Origin of the sequence: Streptomyces sp. NPDC001668, assembly GCF_042893155.1 — a bacterium.
GTDB lineage: Bacteria > Actinomycetota > Actinomycetes > Streptomycetales > Streptomycetaceae > Streptomyces.
On record NZ_JBIAUQ010000006.1, the window covers coordinates 1 to 18,600 of the forward strand.

General features: G+C 70.9%; 16 protein-coding genes and 1 rRNA gene. 4 read left to right on the forward strand and 13 right to left on the reverse strand.

Translation table 11 applies throughout. The features are described 5' to 3' along the window. Positions 1–255, reverse strand: a 16S ribosomal RNA gene (locus ACFYZ8_RS19630); the annotation flags it as partial. 837 nt (positions 256–1,092) lie between these two features. Here ACFYZ8_RS19630 and trpS point away from each other — a divergent pair. Beyond that, positions 1,093–2,157 (forward strand): tryptophan--tRNA ligase, encoded by a 1,065-nt coding sequence (gene trpS / locus ACFYZ8_RS19635; RefSeq protein ID WP_388537381.1) that lies wholly within the window; start codon positions 1,093–1,095, stop codon positions 2,155–2,157. Positions 2,158–2,217: 60 nt separating this feature from the next. Here trpS and proC read toward each other — a convergent pair whose 3' ends face one another. The 7 genes from proC to ACFYZ8_RS19670 all read right to left on the reverse strand — a co-directional run bounded on the left by proC (position 2,218) and on the right by ACFYZ8_RS19670 (position 6,933). Then, positions 2,218–3,030, reverse strand: a complete 813-nt coding sequence (gene proC, locus ACFYZ8_RS19640) for a pyrroline-5-carboxylate reductase (RefSeq protein WP_359030846.1) — start codon at positions 3,028–3,030, stop codon at positions 2,218–2,220. Between the two features lie 86 nt (positions 3,031–3,116). Beyond that, complete coding sequence (locus ACFYZ8_RS19645) at positions 3,117–3,908, reverse strand: ABC transporter permease (RefSeq protein WP_388537383.1); 792 nt, start codon at positions 3,906–3,908, stop codon at positions 3,117–3,119. Next, on the reverse strand, positions 3,905–4,720 hold the full coding sequence (locus tag ACFYZ8_RS19650; RefSeq protein WP_388537385.1) for an ABC transporter ATP-binding protein: 816 nt from the start codon (positions 4,718–4,720) through the stop codon (positions 3,905–3,907). The genes ACFYZ8_RS19645 and ACFYZ8_RS19650 overlap by 4 nt, the downstream gene beginning before the upstream one ends. Positions 4,721–4,788: 68 nt before the next feature. After that, the gene (locus tag ACFYZ8_RS19655; protein ID WP_388537386.1) at positions 4,789–5,574 is read right to left on the reverse strand and encodes a class I SAM-dependent methyltransferase; all 786 of its coding nucleotides are present in this window, start codon (positions 5,572–5,574) and stop codon (positions 4,789–4,791) included. Positions 5,575–5,681: 107 nt separating this feature from the next. Next, positions 5,682–6,194, reverse strand: coding sequence for an EamA/RhaT family transporter (locus tag ACFYZ8_RS19660; RefSeq protein WP_388537388.1), 513 nt, complete (start codon positions 6,192–6,194; stop codon positions 5,682–5,684). Positions 6,195–6,237: 43 nt separating this feature from the next. Beyond that, positions 6,238–6,549 (reverse strand): SH3 domain-containing protein, encoded by a 312-nt coding sequence (locus ACFYZ8_RS19665; protein WP_388537751.1) that lies wholly within the window; start codon positions 6,547–6,549, stop codon positions 6,238–6,240. A gap of 57 nt (positions 6,550–6,606) precedes the next feature. Continuing rightward, positions 6,607–6,933 carry an SH3 domain-containing protein gene (locus ACFYZ8_RS19670; protein ID WP_388537390.1) on the reverse strand — a complete coding sequence of 109 codons (327 nt, stop codon included), beginning with the start codon at positions 6,931–6,933 and terminating at the stop codon, positions 6,607–6,609. Positions 6,934–7,115: 182 nt separating this feature from the next. Between ACFYZ8_RS19670 and ACFYZ8_RS19675 the strand changes: the two genes are divergently transcribed. Then, positions 7,116–9,212 carry a serine/threonine-protein kinase gene (locus tag ACFYZ8_RS19675; RefSeq protein WP_388537391.1) on the forward strand — a complete coding sequence of 699 codons (2,097 nt, stop codon included), beginning with the start codon at positions 7,116–7,118 and terminating at the stop codon, positions 9,210–9,212. 54 nt (positions 9,213–9,266) lie between these two features. Here the strand turns inward: ACFYZ8_RS19675 and ilvD are convergent, their stop codons facing one another. From ilvD to ACFYZ8_RS19695, 4 genes are all read right to left on the reverse strand, one after another. Continuing rightward, a complete protein-coding gene (gene ilvD / locus ACFYZ8_RS19680) occupies positions 9,267–11,120 on the reverse strand; it encodes a dihydroxy-acid dehydratase (protein WP_388537392.1) in 1,854 nt (617 codons plus the stop codon). A gap of 101 nt (positions 11,121–11,221) precedes the next feature. Then, entirely contained in the window at positions 11,222–11,833 is a 612-nt protein-coding gene (locus ACFYZ8_RS19685; RefSeq protein WP_359030838.1) for a TetR family transcriptional regulator, read from the reverse strand. A 472-nt stretch (positions 11,834–12,305) separates the two neighbouring features. Beyond that, on the reverse strand, positions 12,306–13,130 hold the full coding sequence (locus tag ACFYZ8_RS19690) for a sugar phosphate isomerase/epimerase (protein WP_359030837.1): 825 nt from the start codon (positions 13,128–13,130) through the stop codon (positions 12,306–12,308). Positions 13,131–13,245: 115 nt separating this feature from the next. Then, positions 13,246–14,187, reverse strand: a complete 942-nt coding sequence (locus tag ACFYZ8_RS19695) for a Ppx/GppA phosphatase family protein (protein ID WP_359030836.1) — start codon at positions 14,185–14,187, stop codon at positions 13,246–13,248. A 71-nt stretch (positions 14,188–14,258) separates the two neighbouring features. On the opposite strand from ACFYZ8_RS19695, the gene ACFYZ8_RS19700 reads away from it, so the two are divergent. Next, positions 14,259–15,155, forward strand: a complete 897-nt coding sequence (locus ACFYZ8_RS19700) for a hypothetical protein (protein WP_388537394.1) — start codon at positions 14,259–14,261, stop codon at positions 15,153–15,155. Positions 15,156–15,201: 46 nt separating this feature from the next. Here ACFYZ8_RS19700 and ACFYZ8_RS19705 read toward each other — a convergent pair whose 3' ends face one another. Continuing rightward, positions 15,202–16,878, reverse strand: coding sequence for a hypothetical protein (locus ACFYZ8_RS19705; protein ID WP_388537395.1), 1,677 nt, complete (start codon positions 16,876–16,878; stop codon positions 15,202–15,204). A 231-nt stretch (positions 16,879–17,109) separates the two neighbouring features. Here ACFYZ8_RS19705 and radA point away from each other — a divergent pair, with 231 nt between their 5' ends. Then, positions 17,110–18,519, forward strand: coding sequence for a DNA repair protein RadA (radA, locus tag ACFYZ8_RS19710; protein WP_359030833.1), 1,410 nt, complete (start codon positions 17,110–17,112; stop codon positions 18,517–18,519). Positions 18,520–18,600 lie beyond the last annotated feature (81 nt).

Here is an 18,600-nt window from a genome sequence, read left to right on the forward strand (position 1 = left end):
TTACCTCACCAACAAGCTGATAGGCCGCGGGCTCATCCTTCACCGCCGGAGCTTTCAACCCGCACAGATGCCCGTGCGAGTGGTATCCGGTATTAGACCCCGTTTCCAGGGCTTGTCCCAGAGTGAAGGGCAGATTGCCCACGTGTTACTCACCCGTTCGCCACTAATCCCCACCGAAGTGGTTCATCGTTCGACTTGCATGTGTTAAGCACGCCGCCAGCGTTCGTCCTGAGCCAGGATCAAACTCTCCGTGAATGTTTACCCGTAATCGGGTGCACACACACGAGAGCGGAACCATCACCGGAATAAGGCGACAGTTCTCAGCGTCCTCGCTGTGTTTTTCTTCAAAGGAACCTCGCCCCAGCCGTATGGCCGGAGACGGGGTATCAACATATCTGGCGTTGATTTTTGGCACGCTGTTGAGTTCTCAAGGAACGGACGCTTCCTTTGTACTCACCCTCTCGGGCTTTCCTCCGGGCTTTTCCCTTCGGTCTTGCGTTTCCGACTCTATCAGACCGTTTCCGGTTCCGATTTCCTCGGTGCTTTCCAGGTTCCCGCTTCCGCTTTTCCCTTTCCGGCGGTTCCGACTCTATCAGATCCTTTCGGGCCTGATTCCCAGTCAGAGGGGCTTGCCTTCCCGGCCCTTGGGCCGTTCCGACGAGTGAGACTTTAGCGGATTCCGAGCTCCCGAGCTAATCGGGGGCCGCCGTCCTTTCGAACGCGGATTCCTCATTTCGCGAATACACACGCCAATACAGCGACGGCAGACAGAACGACTGCCATCGTTTGTTGGCTGGTACCTGCGGAATGGCTGTCCGGGGACCGACCGGAGTCGGCGCTCACGTCGGACAACTCGGAGAACACTACGTACCGGGTTGGGGAGTGTCAACTCAGGTCCGGTCGGTGCCTTGGAGGCGTAGCCTGGCAGGCATGACAACGCGTACGTGCACCCAGCAGTGGTGGGCCGCCTGACGGCGGCCGTGAGCACGTATGCACTCAACGGCCGCCGCCTCGGCGGCCGTTCGCGTATCTCCCTCCAGGGCTCCTGAGGGTCGGCCGCCGGGACGGCGGTCTCGACCAGGAGGTGGAGAGATGACGCGGGTCTTCAGCGGGGTCAAGCCGACGGGGCATCTGACGCTGGGGAACTACCTGGGAGCCATGCGGCAGTGGGCCGAGGTCGACCAGCACCGGGCGGAGTCGCTGTTCTGCATCGTCGACCTGCACGCCCTGACCGTCGACCATGATCCGGCGCGGGTGCGTCGGCTGAGTCGCCAGGCGGCGACGCTGTTGCTCGCGTCCGGGCTGGATCCGGAGCTGTGCACCCTGTTCGTGCAGAGTCATGTGGACGAGCACGCGCGGCTGTCGTACGTGCTGGAGTGCGTGGCCACGGACGGCGAGATGCGGCGGATGATCCAGTACAAGGAGAAGGCCGCGCGGGAGCGGGCCCGGGGCGGGAGTGTGCGGCTGTCGCTGCTGACGTATCCCGTGCTGATGGCCGCGGACATCCTGGCCTACGGGGCCGACGAGGTGCCCGTGGGGGACGACCAGGCTCAGCACGTGGAGCTGACGCGGGATCTGGCGGTGCGGTTCAACCAGCGGTACGGCTACACGTTCGTGGTGCCCCGGGCCACCGTGCCGACGGTGGGCGCGCGGGTCATGAACCTCCAGGAGCCGACGTCGAAGATGGGGAAGTCCGACGACTCCGGGCCGGGGATCGTCTACCTGCTCGACGAGCCGGAGGTGGTGCGGAAGAAGATCATGCGGGCCGTGACCGACAGCGGGCGGGACGTCGTGTACGACAGGGAGGCCCGGCCAGGGCCGGCGAATCTGCTGGAGATCCTCGCGTCCTGCACGGGTGGGAACCCATCGGAGCTGAGCGGTGTATATGAGTCGTACGGCGCCTTGAAGAAGGACACCGCCGAGGCCGTGGTCGAGGTCTTGAGGCCCGTGCAGGAGAGGCACAAGGAGTTGTGCGCGGACCCTGGCCATGTGGAGAGGGTGTTGCGGGATGGCGCGGAGAGGGCTCGGGCGATGGCCCGGCCGACCGTGGATGCCGCGTATCGCGCGATCGGGCTGCTGCCGGCCGCTTCCGATACGGCGCCTGCAGCGCGTACCGGCGCCTTCGGCAGCGGTGTCGTGCTGAACGCCGCCCGGTAGGCGCGGGGGCTGTCTGCGTGGGGGCGGCTTCGCTCGTGCGGTGGCCGCCCCCGGATGGGGTCAGTCCTTCTTGCCGGAGGCCAGTGCGCGGCTGCGGTCGCGGGCGGCTTCGAGGGCGGCGATGAGGGCGGCTCGTACGCCGTGGTTCTCGAGTTCGCGGATGGCGCTGATGGTGGTGCCCGCGGGAGACGTGACGTTCTCGCGGAGCTTCACCGGGTGTTCGCCGCTGTCGCGGAGCATCGTGGCGGCGCCGATCGCGGACTGGACGATCAGGTCGTGGGCCTTGTCGCGGGGGAGGCCGAGCAGGATGCCCGCGTCCGTCATGGCTTCGACCAGGTAGAAGAAGTAGGCCGGTCCGGAGCCGGAGAGTGCGGTGCAGGCGTCCTGCTGGGACTCGGGGACGCGGAGCGTCTTGCCGACGGCGCCGAAGATCTCCTCGGTGTGGGTGAGGTGGTCGGCGGTGGCGTGGGTGCCCGCGGAGATGACGGACATGGCCTCGTCGACCAGGGCGGGCGTGTTGGTCATGACGCGGACGACCGGGGTGCCGGCGGCGAGGCGCTCCTCGAAGAAGGAGGTGGGGATACCGGCTGCGCCGCTGATGACGAGGCGGTCGGCCGGGACGTGCGGGGCGAGTTCATCGAGGAGGCTGCCCATGTCCTGCGGCTTGACCGTGAGGATCAGGGTGTCTGCGGTCTTGGCGGCTTCCGGGTTGGTGACCGGGGCGACTCCGTAGCGGGTGCGGAGTTCTTCGGCCCGCTCGGGGCGGCGGGCGGTGACCAGGAGGTCGGCCGGGGCCCAGCCGGCGCGGATCATTCCGCTGAGCAGGGCTTCGCCGATCTTGCCGGTGCCGAGGACTGCGACTTTCTGACTCATGCGGTTCAGTCTGGCACCGGGTCGGGGCGTGGAGAGTGGGTGTCCGGTGGGCGGGACATCGGGTCGGTGGCTGCTCGTGGGCGGTCCTATGCGGTCCTGCGCCTCAGGGTCGCCGCTCCCAGTCCCAGGACCAGCAGTGCGCAGCCCGCCACGATCAGGGCGTCGCGGACGAAGGTCGCTGTCATGTCCGTGTGCTTGAGGACCTCGTTCATGCCGTCGACGGCGTAGGACATGGGGAGGACGTCGGAGATGCCCTCCAGGGCGGGGTGCATGTTGTCGCGGGGGGTGAAGAGGCCGCAGAGGAGGAGTTGGGGGAAGATCACGGCCGGCATGAACTGGACGGCCTGGAATTCGGAGGCCGCGAAGGCCGAGACGAAGAGGCCGAGGGCGGTGCCGAGCAGTGCGTCGAGCAGGGCGACCAGGAGGAGGAGCCAGGGGCTGCCGATGACGTCCAGGCCGAGGAACCAGACGGCGAGGCCGGTGGCGAGGGCGGACTGGATGATCGCGAGGGTGCCGAAGGCGAGGGCGTAGCCGGCGATGAGGTCGCCTTTGCCGAGCGGCATGGCGAGGAGGCGTTCGAGGGTGCCGGAGGTGCGTTCGCGCAGGGTGGCGATGGAGGTGACCAGGAACATCGTGATCAGCGGGAAGATCCCGAGGAGGGAGGCGCCGATGCTGTCGAAGGTGCGCGGGCTGCCGTCGAAGACGTAGCGCAGCAGGAAGAGCATCACGCAGGGGATCAGGATCATCATCGCGATGGTGCGCGGGTCGTGGCGGAGCTGGCGCAGGACGCGGGCCGCGGTGGCGGTGGTGCGGGAGAGGCTGAGGGCGCTGGTGGGGGCGGGCGCGAGACCCGGGGTGGGGGTGGTGGTCGTGGTCATCGCGTGTGCTCCTTGGTGCGGCTTGCCTCGACGGCCTGGTCGACCAGGTGGAGGAAGGCGTCCTCGACGGTGTCGGAGTGGGTGCGGGTGCGCAGGGCCTCGGGGGTGTCGTCGGCGAGGATCTCGCCCTCGCGCATGAGGAGGAGGCGGTGGCAGCGCTCGGCCTCGTCCATGACGTGGGAGGAGATGAGGAGGGTGGTACCGCGGCGGGCGGCGATGTCGTGGAAGAGGTTCCAGAGGTCGCGGCGCAGGACGGGGTCGAGGCCGACGGTGGGTTCGTCGAGGACGAGGAGTTCGGGGGCGCCGAGGAGGGCGACGGCGAGGGAGACGCGGCTGCGCTGGCCGCCGGAGAGGTTGCCGGCGAGGGAGTCGGCGTGGGTGGTGAGGTCGACGTCGGTGATGGCCTGGGTGACGTCGGAGTGGCGGCGGTCGGCTGCGGCGCGCCCGGGGGCGAGGATCGCGGCGAAGTACTCGAGGTTCTGGCGGACGGTCAGGTCGTCGTAGACGGAGGGGGCCTGGGTGACGTAGCCGATGCGGGTGCGCAGGGTGGGGTGGCCCGCGGGGCGGCCGAGGACGTCGAGGGTGCCGGTGACCTTGGCCTGGGTGCCGACGATCGAGCGCATCAGGGTGGACTTGCCGCAGCCGGAGGGGCCGAGGAGACCGGTGATCTGGCCGCGGGGGACGTCGAAGGCGAGGCCGCGCAGGACGGTGCGGGGGCCTCGCACGACGGTGAGGCCGTCGGCGTGGACCGCGGGGGCGGTCGGCCCGGGGTCCGGACTGGCGTCGGGTGGCCGGGGCGCTTTATTCATCATGCGATGAATAATGCTCCCGGGGGTCAGGGCCGTCAAGCGGCTCGCGCGCCCACGCGATCGCCGGCCCGTCAGGGTGAGGCGTTGACGGCGACCAGCAGCTCGACGTCGTAGGTCTCCTCGACGGTGCCGTCCGGGAAGAGCTCCAGCAGGATCCGCCGCTCCTCGGTGAGGAAGGCGCCCGCGTGCTCCTCGCCCGCGACCAGGAAGAGGGAGTGGCTGCCGATGTTGGCGAGGTGGGTGTCGACGGGGACGTGACGGCTCCAGCGGATCACGCGGTGAGCGAAGTCCAGGCGGCCGCTGGGGTCGGCCAGGGCGGACCGGGCGCCGTTGCCGTTCGCCTCGACGGCCGGGTGGGCGCTGTCGACCTTGAAGTGCTCGGCGATCCGGTCGAGTTGGCCGGTGATCCAGGGGACGTCGAGGGCGTGGGTGTTCCACCACAGGGCGAGGGCGCCGCCCGGGCGCAGTACGCGGCAGGCTTCCGGGACCGCGCGGGCGGTGTCGGTCCAGTGCCAGGACTGGGCGTAGGTGAGGAGGTCGACGGAGTCCGTGAGGAGGGGGAGGTCGTTGCCGTCGCCCCGGACGATCGGGATGCCGGAGTGGGTGCGGCGGAACTGCTCGGCCATGCCGTTCCCGGGTTCGACCGCGACGACCTCGGCGCCCCGGGCGTGCAGGAGAGCGGTCGCTATCCCGGTACCGGCGCCTATGTCCGCGACGCGGGCGCTGGCGAGGGGGCGGCCGGCGAGTTCCTCGATCGCGTCGAGGAGGGCGGGCGGGTAGGAGGGGCGGTTGGCGGCGTACTGGGCTGCGGCGGTGTTGAAGGAGTGGGCTCGGCTGGTGTGAAAGGAGGCCGTCATAGGGACATCGTGACGGGGAGGGGCGGGGGGTGGCGGTGAGTTTTCGGTGAGAGGCGGCGGGGCTGGAGTGCCTGCGCGGTGCGTCTCGCCGGGAGATCCCGGCAGTCTCAGCGGCGGTGGTTCTTCTTGGCGGGGTTCCCGGTGCGGCGAGCGCCTCGCTTCTCGTGCTCGCGTCGAGCGGCCTCGTACTCCTTGCGACGCAGCCCCTCCCCCGGCGCCTCCACGAAGGTGCGGAAGAAATAGGCGAGCAGGGAGCCGACGAACCCGATGGCCAGCAGGCCGCGGAGGGAGGCCTGGCGGTCGGGGTCGGGGTGCTTGCCGAAGCCGTCCCAGGTGTTGCGGAACGCCAGCGCGCCGCAGATGGCGAACATCGCGATGACGAGGACCGAAACGAAACTGCCGGTGTCGGCGATCTGGAGGCCCTCGTAGGCGAAGCGCAGGATCAGGCAGGAGGCGACGGTGGCGGCGAGGGAGCCCGCGGCCGCGCCGACGCGGCGCAGGGCGTAGCCCTTGTCGTGGTTCACCCAGGCCGTGCCGAAGTAGCGGATGGGTTCGGGGCGGGGGCCGCCGCCCGCTGGGGAGCCCGCGGGGATGTCCTGGGTGCCGGGTTCGTCGCTCACGGGACGATTATGGCTCCGGGACGGGGACGGGCTCCCTTCGGGATCAGGAGCAGCGGTCGGCCACGTAGCCGTCGCTGCCGGTGTTCACGTACGCGTCGGAGACGTACTCGCCGTTGCTGATGTTGTCCCAGATGTTGCTGGTGCCGTAGGGGCCGGTCACCGAGGTGCCCGGCGTCTGGCAGTAGATCGGCACCTTGGCGCCCTCGGGCAGGACGCGGATGATGCCGTAGCTGGTGCCGGGGCCGCTGCGGACGTTGAGCCGGACGTCGGGAGCCACCGAGTAGTACCGCACTGTCGCGGCCTCGGCGGCAGCGGCGCCCACCATGAGAAGAGCGCCGGTGAGGCCCGCGAGCATGACGGATCTGCGTTTCAGTGAGGTCACCGATGGATCCCTTCGGAGTGTGTGAGCCGGTCAGCCGCAGCGTGAGGCGACGTAACCGTCGCTGCCGGTGAGTACGTAGGCGTCCGAGACGAACTCGCCGTTGGCGATGTTGTCCCAGATGTTCGAGGTGCCGTACGGGCCGACCACCGACGTCCCCGGTGTCTGGCAGAAGATCGCGACCTGCGCGCCCTCGGGCAGGACACGGACGATGCCGTACTGCGTGCCGGGGCCGCGGCGGACGTTGAGGCGGTAGCCCGGCGCGACCGAGTAGTAGTGCACGCCCGCGGTCGCGGCAGCTGCCGTCGTGACGGCCTTGCTCTCGCCGCTCTCGACTTCTTCGACGCGGTCAACAGACATGAAAATCCTCCCCCGTTGGTCCCCATGACTGCCATGGGGTCCCGTTCATTCCCCTGAATCACGCCATGAAACACATGTGCGTAACTCGCACGCGGACACTAGCAAGCCGCCTCTGTCCCGTACGAGTCATCGCATAGGCTCCGTGTGTCGCGCGCGCGGACGATCAGCACGGGGGTGGTTCCATGGCGCCACAGGGCAACACCGGAGCGGGCGCGGAAGCGGAACTTCCCGAGTACGCCGGGCACTACCGGCTGGAGTCATGTCTCGGGTCCGGTGGGATGGGCGTCGTGCACGTCGCGCGCAGCACCTCGGGGATGAAGCTCGCGGTGAAGGTCGTACACACCGAGTTCGCCAAGGACCCCGAGTTCAGGGGGCGTTTCCGGCAGGAGGTGGCGGCGGCGCGGAAGGTGAGCGGGGCGTTCACCGCGTCCGTCGTCGACGCCGACCCCGATGCCGAACGGCCCTGGATGGCCACGCTGTTCATTCCCGGCCCGACGCTCTCCGACGAGGTGAAGCGGAACGGGCCGTTGGCGCCTGCCGAGTTGCGTCGCCTGATGGCCGGGCTCGCCGAGGCGCTGCGCGACATCCACCGGGTCGGGGTGGTCCACCGGGACCTCAAGCCGAGCAATGTGCTGCTCGCCGAGGACGGACCGAAGGTCATCGACTTCGGCATTTCTCGGCCAAAGGACAGCGAACTTCGCACCGAGACCGGGAAGTTGATCGGGACACCGCCGTTCATGGCGCCGGAGCAGTTCCGGCGGCCGAGAGAGGTGGGGCCCGCGGCCGACATCTTCGCGCTCGGCTCGGTGATGGTGCACGCGGCCACCGGGCGCGGGCCGTTCGACTCCGACAGCCCCTATGTCGTGGCCTACCAGGTGGTGCACGACGAGCCGGATCTGACCGGCGTACCGGCGAATCTCGCGCCGCTGATCGTGCGGTGTCTGGCCAAGGAGCCCGAGGACCGGCCCACGCCGGACGAGTTGATGCGGGAGCTGCGGTCGGTCGCGGCCTCCTACGACACGCAGGCGTTCATACCGGCACAGCGCACGGGTGATGCGCTCGTGCCTGAGCAGGAGGCCGAGGAGCCGGCACGGCGGCCCGAGCGGCGCTTGCGCAGGAGGCTCATGCTCGCCGCCGGCGCGCTTGTCCTCGTCGCGGGCGGAGTGTTCGGCTCGGTGCGGCTGCTCGACGACGGTCGGCCCGCACCGGGGGACACCAGCACGCCTCGGGCGGGGGTGTCCACGTTCCGCCCGTGGGATGCGAAGCCTGTGGCCGGGGGTGAAGGGACGCCCCGATGCTCGTACGGCGCCGGCAAGCTCTACTGCGTCCGGGCGGGACTGGTCTACGGCCTCGATCCGACCGACGGCAGACTGCTGTGGAAACATTCGGCCGACACGAACCGTTGGAGCGTTCCACCCGCTCTGTCCGGTGGCCTCGTGCTGCCGTTGGCCGATTACGGCAATCGCCTGGAGGCGCTCGATCCCGCTACGGGCCGGACGCGTTGGCAGCGGAAGGTACCGACGTACAACGGTCTCTGGGCCGCCGGCGGCATGCTCCTGGTCACCGGCGTGGACGGGACAGTGACCGGCATGGACAGCACGTCCGGTGACACTGAGTGGAGCCGGAAGATACCCGGCCACGCCACGCCGTCGGTCTCCACGTTTCCCGGGGACCCGCTGCTCTACATGACGAGCGCGTCCGTCGACGGGTCGACCACCCGGGTCACCGCCGTGGACGCGGCCACCGGCGATGTGCGGTGGGACGAACACCTCGACAGCGCTCTGACGCCGATCGGCTCCGAGGACGGATCTGTCTTCTTCCTCGCCGTCGACCACGTATTCGACTACGCCACCGCTGTGGTCCGTTACACCCCGGCGTCCGGAACTACCCGGACGGTGAGGTTGAGCGTGCCTCGCCAGAATGCCCAGGCGACTGTGCAGGGCGGTGTCGTCTATGTGCTGGCCACCGTCGGGGCCATGGAGGCCATCGATGTCGACAGGGGTCGGCACCTGTGGCATTTGGAGACTTCCGTGAGCCGGGGGTCCGTCCCGGTGGCTGACGGCAGCCACGTCTTCCTCACCGCTTCCGACGGGCGGCTGCTCGCCGTGGACGCGCGCAAGGGAATACTCACCGGGCAGACAAGGGTGCGGCTCGGTGTCGACGCGAGCGATGTGATCGCCACGCTGCCCCGGCCCGTCCTAGCCGCCCACCACATCTACGCCACCGCCCCCGACGGCACCGTCTTCGCCCTGGACGCCCGTGAGCCCTCCGCCTGGTGATCCCGGGTGCGCGAAGGGCCGCCCCGGAAGAGGCGGCCCTCGGTGTCGGGTGGGTCAGCCCAGCTTGGAGACGTCCCGCACCGCGCCCTTGTCCGCGCTGGTGGCCATCGCCGCGTAGGCGCGCAGGGCCGCCGAGACCTTGCGCTCACGGTTCTTCGGGGCGTAGGCGCCGTCCAGGGCGGCCTCGCGACGGGCGAGCTCCGCGTCGTCGACCAGGAGCTCGATGGACCGGCCCGGGATGTCGATGCGGATGCGGTCGCCGTCCTCGACGAGGGCGATGGTGCCGCCGGCCGCCGCTTCCGGGGAGGCGTGGCCGATGGACAGGCCGGAGGTGCCGCCGGAGAAACGGCCGTCGGTGATCAGGGCGCAGGCCTTGCCGAGGCCGCGGCCCTTGAGGTACGAGGTCGGGTAGAGCATCTCCTGCATGCCGGGGCCGCCCTTGGGACCCTCGTAGCGGATGACGACGACGTCGCCCTCCTTGACCTGCTGGGTGAGGATCTTCTGGACGGCCTCCTCCTGCGACTCGCAGACGACCGCCGGGCCCTCGAACGTCCAGATCGACTCGTCGACGCCGGCCGTCTTCACGACACAGCCGTCGACCGCGAGGTTGCCCTTGAGGACGGCCAGGCCGCCGTCCTTCGAGTACGCGTGCTCGGCGCTGCGGATGCAGCCCTCGGCGGCGTCCTCGTCCAGGGAGTCCCAGCGCTCCGACTGGGAGAAGGCCTCGGCGGAGCGGACGCAGCCGGGGGCCGCGTGCCACAGTTCCACGGCCTTCTGGGACGGCGAGCCGCCGCGCACGTCCCAGGTCTTGAGCCAGTCCGCGAGGGAGGGGCTGTGGACCGAGTGCACGTCCTCGTTGAGCAGGCCCGCGCGGTGCAGTTCGCCGAGGAGGGCGGGGATGCCGCCCGCGCGGTGCACGTCCTCCATGTAGTACGTGCGGTTCTTCGCCACGTTCGGGGCGACCTTCGCGAGGCAGGGGACGCGGCGGGAGACCGCGTCGATCTCGGCCAGGCCGAAGGGGACCTCCGCCTCCTGGGCCGCGGCCAGCAGGTGCAGGATCGTGTTGGTCGAGCCGCCCATGGCGATGTCGAGGGCCATGGCGTTCTCGAAGGCCTCGAAGGAGGCGACGCTGCGCGGCAGGACCGTCTCGTCGTCCTGCTCGTAGTAGCGGCGGGTGATGTCCATCACCGTCTCGGCCGCGTCGACGTACAGCTGCTTGCGGGCCGTGTGCGTGGCCAGGACCGAGCCGTTGCCGGGGAGGGAGAGGCCGATGGCCTCGGTGAGGCAGTTCATCGAGTTGGCGGTGAACATGCCGGAACAGCTGCCGCAGGTCGGGCAGGCGTTCTCCTCGATACGGAGCATGTCCGCGTCCGAGATCTTCTCGTTCACGGCCTCGGACATCGCGTCGACCAGGTCGAGGGTGCGGACCGTGCCGTCCACGAGGGTCGCGCGGCCGGACTCCATCGGGCCGCCGGAGACGAAGACCGTGGGGATGTTGAGCCGCAGCGCGGCGTTCAGCATGCCCGGGGTGATCTTGTCGCAGTTGGAGATGCAGATCAGGGCGTCGGCGCAGTGGGCCTCGACCATGTACTCGACCGAGTCGGCGATCAGGTCGCGGGAGGGGAGGCTGTAGAGCATTCCTCCGTGGCCCATCGCGATGCCGTCGTCGACGGCGATGGTGTTGAACTCGCGCGGGATGCCTCCGGCGGCGGTGATGGCCTCGCTGACGATGCGGCCGACCGGCTGGAGGTGGGTGTGGCCGGGCACGAACTCCGTGAAGGAGTTGGCGACCGCGATGATCGGCTTGCGGCCGATGTCCGCACCGGGTACACCGGAGGCGCGCATAAGGGCGCGTGCGCCCGCCATGTTGCGGCCGTGGGTGACTGTGCGGGACCTCAGCTCGGGCATCGTCGCTCGCTCCTTCAGACAGTTCTGGCTGCTATCGAGCGTACGCCGGTCATCCAGGGACCGGGACAGGGTGTCCGGAATGCGGGACGCTCGTCTCGGAGTCAGGGCCCGGTCAGATGGTTCTGCACCACCGGGGCGACCCGCGCGATGATCTGCTCGACGTCCACCGACGCCAGTGGCTCCACCTTGATCACGTAGCGCAGCATGGCCGTGCCCACGAGCTGTGCTGCCGCGAGTTCGGCCCGCAGCTCGGCGTCCGGCAGGTCCAGCTGGTCGGCGATGCGGCGCAGGAGCTGGGAGGCGACGAGCCGGCGGAAGACGGTGGCGGCGGTCTCGTTGTTCACGGCGGAGCGGACGATCGCCAGGAGCGGCATGCGCGTGGCCGGGTTCTCCCAGACGCCGAAGATGAAGCGGGTGAGGCGCTCACCGACGTCCTCCACAGGACCCTCGGCGAGCGCGTCGGGCGCGCTCAGGGCGGGCGCGGCGGCGACCTCCACGGCCGCCTCGAAGACCTGTTCCTTGGTGCCGAAGTAGTGGTGGACCAGCGCCGAGTCGACCCCGGCGGCCTTGGCGATGCCGCGCACGGACGTCTTCTCGTAGCCCCGCTCGGAGAACTCCTCCCGGGCCGCGTCGAGGATCCGGTCACGGGTGCCGGCCACGTCCGACTCCGTACGGCGGGGCCGGCCCCGCCCGCGGGCGGTGACGTCACTCACGGCCGGGCCACCTTGGTGGCTGCGCCGTTCCTCGGCACCGGGAACGTGTGCGCGCCTGCCCTGTTCCCGGTGCCGACGACACCTGCGCGGCTGCTCGGTACCTCGGCACGGGAGACGCCTGGCCGCCCGCCGGGGTCCTCGGTGCGGGAGACGCCTGCCCGCCCGCCGGGGTCCTCGGTGCGCGAGACACCCGCACGCCCGCCGGAATCCTCGGTGCGCGAGACGCCTGCACGCTGGCTCCGTACCTCGGCACGGGAGACACCTGGCCGCCCGCCGGAATCCTCGGTGCGCGAGACGCCTGCCGGTCTGCCCGGCTCCTCCGCGCGGAGGACGCCCGCGCGCTGTCGGCCCCTCGGCGCGGGAGACACCCGTACGCCCGCCCGGCCCCCCGGCACGGGACACACCTGCCGGCCCGCCCGGCCCCTCACGACCGAAGCCACCCGCCACCCAACCGCCGGAGGCACCCGCCCGTTCATCGCCGCGGCACCTTCACCGGTGAGGCCAGGTGCAGGCGGGTGAAGGCCAGGGCCTCGGCGAGGTCGGCCTCGCGTTCGGCGCCGGACATCGCGCGGCGGGTGTTGACCTCGATGACGACATGGCCGTCGAAGCCGGTCAGCGCGAGGCGTTCCAGGAGCTCGGCGCAGGGCTGGCCGCCGCGGCCGGGCACGAGGTGCTCGTCCTTCGCGGAGCCCTTGCCGTCGGCGAGGTGGACGTGGCCGAGCCGGTCTCCCATCCGGTCGACCATCTGCATCGCGTCGGTCCGGGACGTCGCCGCGTGGCTGAGGTCGATCGTGAAGTGCCGGTAGTCGTCCTTGGTGACGTCCCAGTCGGGGGCGTAGGCGAGCATCTCGCGGTCGCGGTAGCGCCAGGGGTACATGTTCTCGACGGCGAACCGTACGTCCGTCTCGTTCGCCATGCGCCAGATCCCGCTGACGAAGTCGCGGGCGTACTGGCGCTGCCAGCGGAACGGCGGGTGCACGACGACCGTGCTCGCGCCCAGTTTCTCGGCGGCCGCCCGCGCGCGCTGGAGCTTGACCCAGGGGTCCGTCGACCACACGCGCTGCGTGATGAGCAGGCAGGGGGCGTGCACGGCGAGTATGGGGATGCCGTGGTAGTCGGAGAGGCGGCGCAGGGCCTCGATGTCTTGGCTGACCGGGTCGGTCCACACCATGACCTCGACGCCGTCGTACCCGAGGCGTGCGGCGATCTCGAAGGCCGTCGCCGTCGACTCCGGGTAGACGGAGGCCGTCGACAGGGCGACCTTCGCATCCGGGATCCGTACGACTGGCTCTGCCATGGGGGACAGATTACGGGTTGCCGTGGGTGGGATGCGGGGTGCCTCTTCGCCGTTGTGGTGATTGCCACTGGGCGGGTGCGGGTGCGCCGGGGTGCTCGCGCGGCTCTCCGCGCCCCTACATGCCCTGAGCGGATCCCATATGGTCAAGTCTGCGCAGAATGACGCCCTCCCTCAGCGCCCAGGGGCAGATGTCCACCGTTTCCACACCGAACAGGTCCATCGCGCCCTCGGCCACCAGGGCACCCGCCAGGAGCTGGTTCGCCCGGCCCTCCGAGACGCCGGGGAGCTCCGCCCGCTGGTCGGTCGTCATGCCGGCCAGCCTCGGGACCCAGGCCTCCAGGGACTCGCGCTTGAGCTCGCGCTGGACGTAGAGGCCCTCGGCGGAGCGGGCCGCGCCGGCCAGGCGGGCCAGCTGCTTGAAGGTCTTGGACGTGGCGACCACATGGTCGGGGGCGCCGAAGCGGGCGAACTCGCCGACCGTGCGGGCGATCTGGGCGCGCACGTGCCGTCGTAGGGCCCTGATGGCGTCCGGGTCCGGGGGGTCGCCGGGGAGCCAGCCGGCCGTGAGGCGGCCCGCGCCGAGCGGCAGGGAGACCGCCGCGTCCGGTTCCTCGTCGATGCCGTAGGCGATCTCGAGGGAGCCGCCGCCGATGTCGAGGACCAGGAGCTTGCCCGCGGACCAGCCGAACCAGCGGCGGGCGGCGAGGAAGGTGAGGCGGGCCTCCTCGGCGCCGCTGAGGACCTGGAGTTCGACTCCGGTGTCGGCCCGCACGCGCGCGAGGACGTCGTCGGCGTTGGTGGCCTCGCGGACGGCGGAGGTGGCGAACGGGAGCAGGTCCTCGACGCCCTTGTCCTCGGCGGCCTGGAGCGCGTCCTTGACGACCGAGACCAGCTTCTCGACGCCTTCGGGGCCGATCGCCCCGGCCTGGTCGAGGAGTTGGGCAAGGCGCAGTTCCGCCTTGTGCGAGTGCGCGGGCAGGGGGCGGGCGCCGGGGTGCGCGTCCACCACCAGCAGATGCACCGTGTTCGATCCCACGTCGAGGACACCGAGTCTCATGTAGGGAACGCTACTGCCAGCTGCGCGTTCGACTGTCTCCGGAGTGGCCTCGGGCGACTTACCCTGGACGCGTGCCAAAGACGAAAAAGGTGAAGGACGACAAAACGGCCGTAACTGCCGACGGTCCTTCGCGGGTGAAGCCACCGAAGCAGTCACCGAAGCAGTCACGGAAGGCCATGAAGGCTCTGAAGGCGGACGAGAAGGGGCTCGACTTCGCGCGCGCGTGGGTGGAGTTCCCGGATCCGGCGGACGACGAGCAGGTCTTCCGCTGCGATCTGACATGGCTGACCTCTCGCTGGAACTGCATCTTCGGCAGCGGCTGCCAGGGCATCCAGGCGGGCCGCGCGGACGACGGGTGCTGCACGCTGGGTGCCCACTTCTCCGACGAGGACGACGAGAAGCGGGTCGCCGAGCACGTGGCGCGGCTCACTCCGGACATCTGGCAGCACCACGACGAGGGCATGGCGGGCGGCTGGGTCTCGGAGGACGAGGACGGTGACCGGCAGACCCGGCCCTTCCAGGGCTCCTGCATCTTCCAGAACCGGCCCGGCTTCGCGGGCGGCCAGGGCTGCTCGCTGCACATCCTGGCGCTGCGGGAGGGCCGCGAGCCGCTGGAGACCAAGCCGGACGTCTGCTGGCAGCTGCCGGTGCGGCGGACGTACGACTGGATCGACCGGCCCGACGACACGCGCGTGCTCCAGGTGTCGATCGGCGAGTACGACCGGCGCGGCTGGGGTCCGGGCGGCCACGACCTGCACTGGTGGTGCACGTCGGCGACCTCGGCACACGGCGCCGGCGACCCGGTCTACGTCTCCTACCGCCCCGAACTGATCGAGCTGATGGGCAAGGAGGGCTACGACCGCCTGGTCGAGCTGTGCGAGCAGCGGCTGGCCTCCCAGCTGCCCCTGCTGGCACCGCATCCGGCGGATCCGGTGGACCCGGTGGACCCGGCGAATCCGGTCGGCTGAGCGGCCCGGGCGCCCACGACGCGCCCACCCCGGTACTCCGCGCCCTCTACGACGCGGACGGACTCGGTTCGCCGCTGTCCGACGGTGGTGGTGACGAGCTGGGCGGCTCGGACGGCGAGGGGTCCGTCGGGGTCGGGTCGGGGGCCGGGGGCGAGGACGGCGGGTCGCTCGGGGTGGGGTCCGCAGGGGGCGGGACCGTGGGGCTGGGCGGGGGTGCCGTGGGCTCGCCCGGCGGGGTGGGTGCGGGGGCCGTGCCGTAGCCCCGGATGGTGACGACCGCGCCGGCCGGTGAGATCGCCACGCGCGCGCTCCAGGGGCCGGACGGCTCGCGCAGGTGGTCGACGTACACCTTGATCGTCAACGTCTCGCCGGGTTTCAGGGTTCCCGAGGACTGGCTCAGGTAGAGCCAGCCGGCTCCCGTGGTGGCCGACCAGCGGACCGGGGCGTCGCCGGTCGCGGTGAGGGTGATCAGCGTGGTGTCGCCGTGGTTGCCGGCGCCGACCTCCAGGTGCCCGGCGCCCTTCTTGCCGGCGCCGGTGACGCTGACGACCTCCACGGAGACGTCGGGCCGGCCGTCCTTGGTGAAGCGCGGGCCGGGTCTGACGGACGCGTTGCCGGCGTTCTGGTAGCCGCCGCTCGCCCGCTCGCCGTCCAGGCTGTCGGGACCGTGCGCCTCGCTGGCGCTGGCGGAGTGCCCGTCGGCCTCCTCGCCCGGGCCGCCCCGGTAGGCGGCCCACAGGGCGAGCACGGGCGCGGCGACGACGGTGGCGACGACGGTCGTGGTGACGGCACGCGCGCGCAGGCGGTCGCGGCGGGCGGCCCGGTCCTTGGGGTCCATCGGGAAGCCGCGCCGGTCGAAGCGGGGCACGGCGGCGCCCCGCGCGCGCGGGGGGTGCGCCAGCGCCATGTGCAGGGCCGCGCGCGGCGCTTCGAGCACGGGCAGCTCGGCGGGCGTGATCATCGCGCCGGGCCAGCGGCCGGGGATCGCGCGCTCGGCGCTGCGGCGGCAGCGCGGGCAGTCGTCGACGTGGCGCACGAGTTCGCGGCGCAGCGCGGAGCTGAGCACGAACTGGTTGTCGCCGGTGAGCCGCGCCACACCCGGACAGTCCCCGGTCTCGACGACGGCGAGGGCCGCGCGGGTGCGCTCGACCTCGCAGGCGGCGGAGGCGAGCAGTTCCCGGGCGCCGGCGAGGTCCATGCCGAGGACGGCGGCGACCTCGTGGGCGGCGAGGTGGTGGCGTACGGCGAGTTCGAGCGCCTCGCGCTGCTCGGGGGTCGTGCCGGCCGCCTCCGGCCAGGCCAGCAGGGCGAGTTCGCGGCGCCGTGCTTCCAGGACGTCCTCGGCGACCGGGGGTTCGGCGGGCTTGCGGTCGGCTCCGTGGCGTCCCGCCGCGTGCGTGGACTGACGTTTCTGCTTGGCCTCGGCCAGCTTGCGCAGACAGGCCCAGCGGGCCAGCGCGTACAGCCAGGCCCTGCGGTCACCGGCCGCGTCCGGGCCACCGCGACGCTCGGCGAGCGCGAGGACGTCGCCGAGGGCGGCGGTCGCCGTGTCGTGGTCGCACAGCACGGACATGCAGTAGGTGAACAGACCGTCCAGGTACGGCTCGTAGCGAGCGGGCGGTCGCTGTGCCAGCGTGCGCGCCGCACCGCGGTCGCGCTCCTGCCGTTGCGCCCGGTGCGCGCCGGTGGTGCGGGTCGAGGTCTCCGGACTGCTGCTCATCATCCGTGGACCGTAGGGGGCGGAAGATGGCCTCTTCCTGCACCTTGAGCAGTTTTACTCCGTACGGGTGAAACGATCCCTCAATCGGGGACAGGAACCCGCGATTCCATGGCTCGTTCCCGTCGTGACGTGGCCGGTTCGCATGTCATGAGGGCGGGACGGACCGGCGGCCGGGGCACCTGCCGTCCAGCGGGCGGCGGCCGCGTTGTCAGTGGCGGCGGTTACGGTTCGTGCATGGCTGCCCGTACGAAGTCCGCCAAGGAGCGTCCGTCCTACCGCTGCACCGAGTGCGGCTGGCAGACGGCCAAGTGGCTCGGTCGCTGCCCCGAGTGCCAGGCCTGGGGGACGATCGAGGAGTACGGCGCGCCCGCGGTGCGTACGACGGCGCCCGGCCGCGTCACCACCTCCGCCGTGCCCATCGGCCAGGTCGACGGCCGTCAGGCCACCGCCCGTTCCACCGGCGTGCCCGAACTGGACCGGGTGCTCGGCGGCGGCCTCGTGCCCGGCGCGGTGGTGCTCCTCGCGGGCGAGCCCGGCGTCGGCAAGTCCACGCTGCTGCTGGACGTGGCGGCCAAGGCGGCGAGCGACGAGCACCGCACGCTCTATGTGACCGGCGAGGAGTCCGCGAGCCAGGTCCGGATGCGTGCCGACCGCATCGGCGCGATCGACGACGACCTGTATCTCGCCGCCGAGACCGACCTGTCCGCGGTCCTCGGGCACCTGGACGCGGTGAAGCCCTCCCTGCTGATCATGGACTCGGTGCAGACGGTGGCCTCCCCTGAGATCGACGGCGCCCCCGGCGGCATGGCCCAGGTGCGCGAGGTGGCCGGGGCGCTGATCCGGGCCTCCAAGGAGCGCGGGATGTCCACCCTGCTGGTGGGCCATGTCACCAAGGACGGCGCGATCGCCGGCCCCCGCCTCCTCGAACACCTGGTGGACGTGGTCCTGAGCTTCGAGGGCGACCGGCACGCGCGCCTCAGGCTCGTACGGGGCGTCAAGAACCGCTACGGCGCCACCGACGAGGTCGGCTGCTTCGAGCTGCACGACGAGGGCATCACGGGCCTCGCCGACCCGAGCGGACTTTTCCTGACACGTCGAGACGAACCGGTCCCCGGCACCTGTCTCACCGTCACCCTGGAGGGCCGCCGCCCCCTGGTGGCCGAGGTCCAGGCGCTCACCGTCGACTCGCAGATCCCCTCGCCCCGGCGCACCACCTCCGGTCTGGAGACCTCACGCGTCTCGATGATGCTCGCCGTCCTGGAGCAGCGCGGCCGGATCAGCGCGCTCGGCAAGCGGGACATCTACTCCGCGACGGTCGGCGGGGTAAAGCTTTCGGAACCTGCCGCGGACCTGGCCATCGCCCTCGCCCTGGCGTCGGCGGCCAGCGACACCCCGCTGCCCAAGAACCTGGTCGCGATCGGTGAAGTGGGCCTCGCGGGCGAGGTCAGACGGGTCACGGGCGTGCAGCGCAGGCTCTCCGAGGCACACCGTCTGGGCTTCACGCACGCGCTCGTTCCGGGCGATCCGGGCAGGATCCCGCCCGGCATGAAGGTCCTGGAAGTGGCGGACATAGGGGACGCCCTGAGGGTCCTTCCGCGCTCCCGTCGGCGAGAGGCCCCACGGGACGAGGAGGACCGCCGGTAGACTTTGCCCTGGTCTCGCCCGTCCGTACGAACCGAATGTGCGACACGGGAGCGCCCAAGACCCCGCGACCGGAGGAGAGCA

Excerpts from the sequence above, each read along its gene's own strand:
- ACFYZ8_RS19655 (WP_388537386.1), bottom strand. The coding sequence starts at position 5,574 with ATGACGGCCTCCTTTCACACCAGCCGAGCCCACTCCTTCAACACCGCC.
- radA (WP_359030833.1), top strand. The coding sequence starts at position 17,110 with ATGGCTGCCCGTACGAAGTCCGCCAAGGAGCGTCCGTCCTACCGCTGC.
- ACFYZ8_RS19665 (WP_388537751.1), bottom strand. The coding sequence starts at position 6,549 with ATGCTCGCGGGCCTCACCGGCGCTCTTCTCATGGTGGGCGCCGCTGCC.
- proC (WP_359030846.1), bottom strand. The coding sequence starts at position 3,030 with ATGAGTCAGAAAGTCGCAGTCCTCGGCACCGGCAAGATCGGCGAAGCC.
- ACFYZ8_RS19695 (WP_359030836.1), bottom strand. The coding sequence starts at position 14,187 with ATGAGACTCGGTGTCCTCGACGTGGGATCGAACACGGTGCATCTGCTG.
- ACFYZ8_RS19645 (WP_388537383.1), bottom strand. The coding sequence starts at position 3,908 with ATGACCACGACCACCACCCCCACCCCGGGTCTCGCGCCCGCCCCCACC.
- ACFYZ8_RS19690 (WP_359030837.1), bottom strand. The coding sequence starts at position 13,130 with ATGGCAGAGCCAGTCGTACGGATCCCGGATGCGAAGGTCGCCCTGTCG.
- ACFYZ8_RS19705 (WP_388537395.1), bottom strand. The coding sequence starts at position 16,878 with ATGATGAGCAGCAGTCCGGAGACCTCGACCCGCACCACCGGCGCGCAC.
- ACFYZ8_RS19675 (WP_388537391.1), top strand. The coding sequence starts at position 7,116 with ATGGCGCCACAGGGCAACACCGGAGCGGGCGCGGAAGCGGAACTTCCC.
- ACFYZ8_RS19670 (WP_388537390.1), bottom strand. The coding sequence starts at position 6,933 with ATGTCTGTTGACCGCGTCGAAGAAGTCGAGAGCGGCGAGAGCAAGGCC.
- ACFYZ8_RS19650 (WP_388537385.1), bottom strand. The coding sequence starts at position 4,720 with ATGATGAATAAAGCGCCCCGGCCACCCGACGCCAGTCCGGACCCCGGG.
- trpS (WP_388537381.1), top strand. The coding sequence starts at position 1,093 with ATGACGCGGGTCTTCAGCGGGGTCAAGCCGACGGGGCATCTGACGCTG.
- ilvD (WP_388537392.1), bottom strand. The coding sequence starts at position 11,120 with ATGCCCGAGCTGAGGTCCCGCACAGTCACCCACGGCCGCAACATGGCG.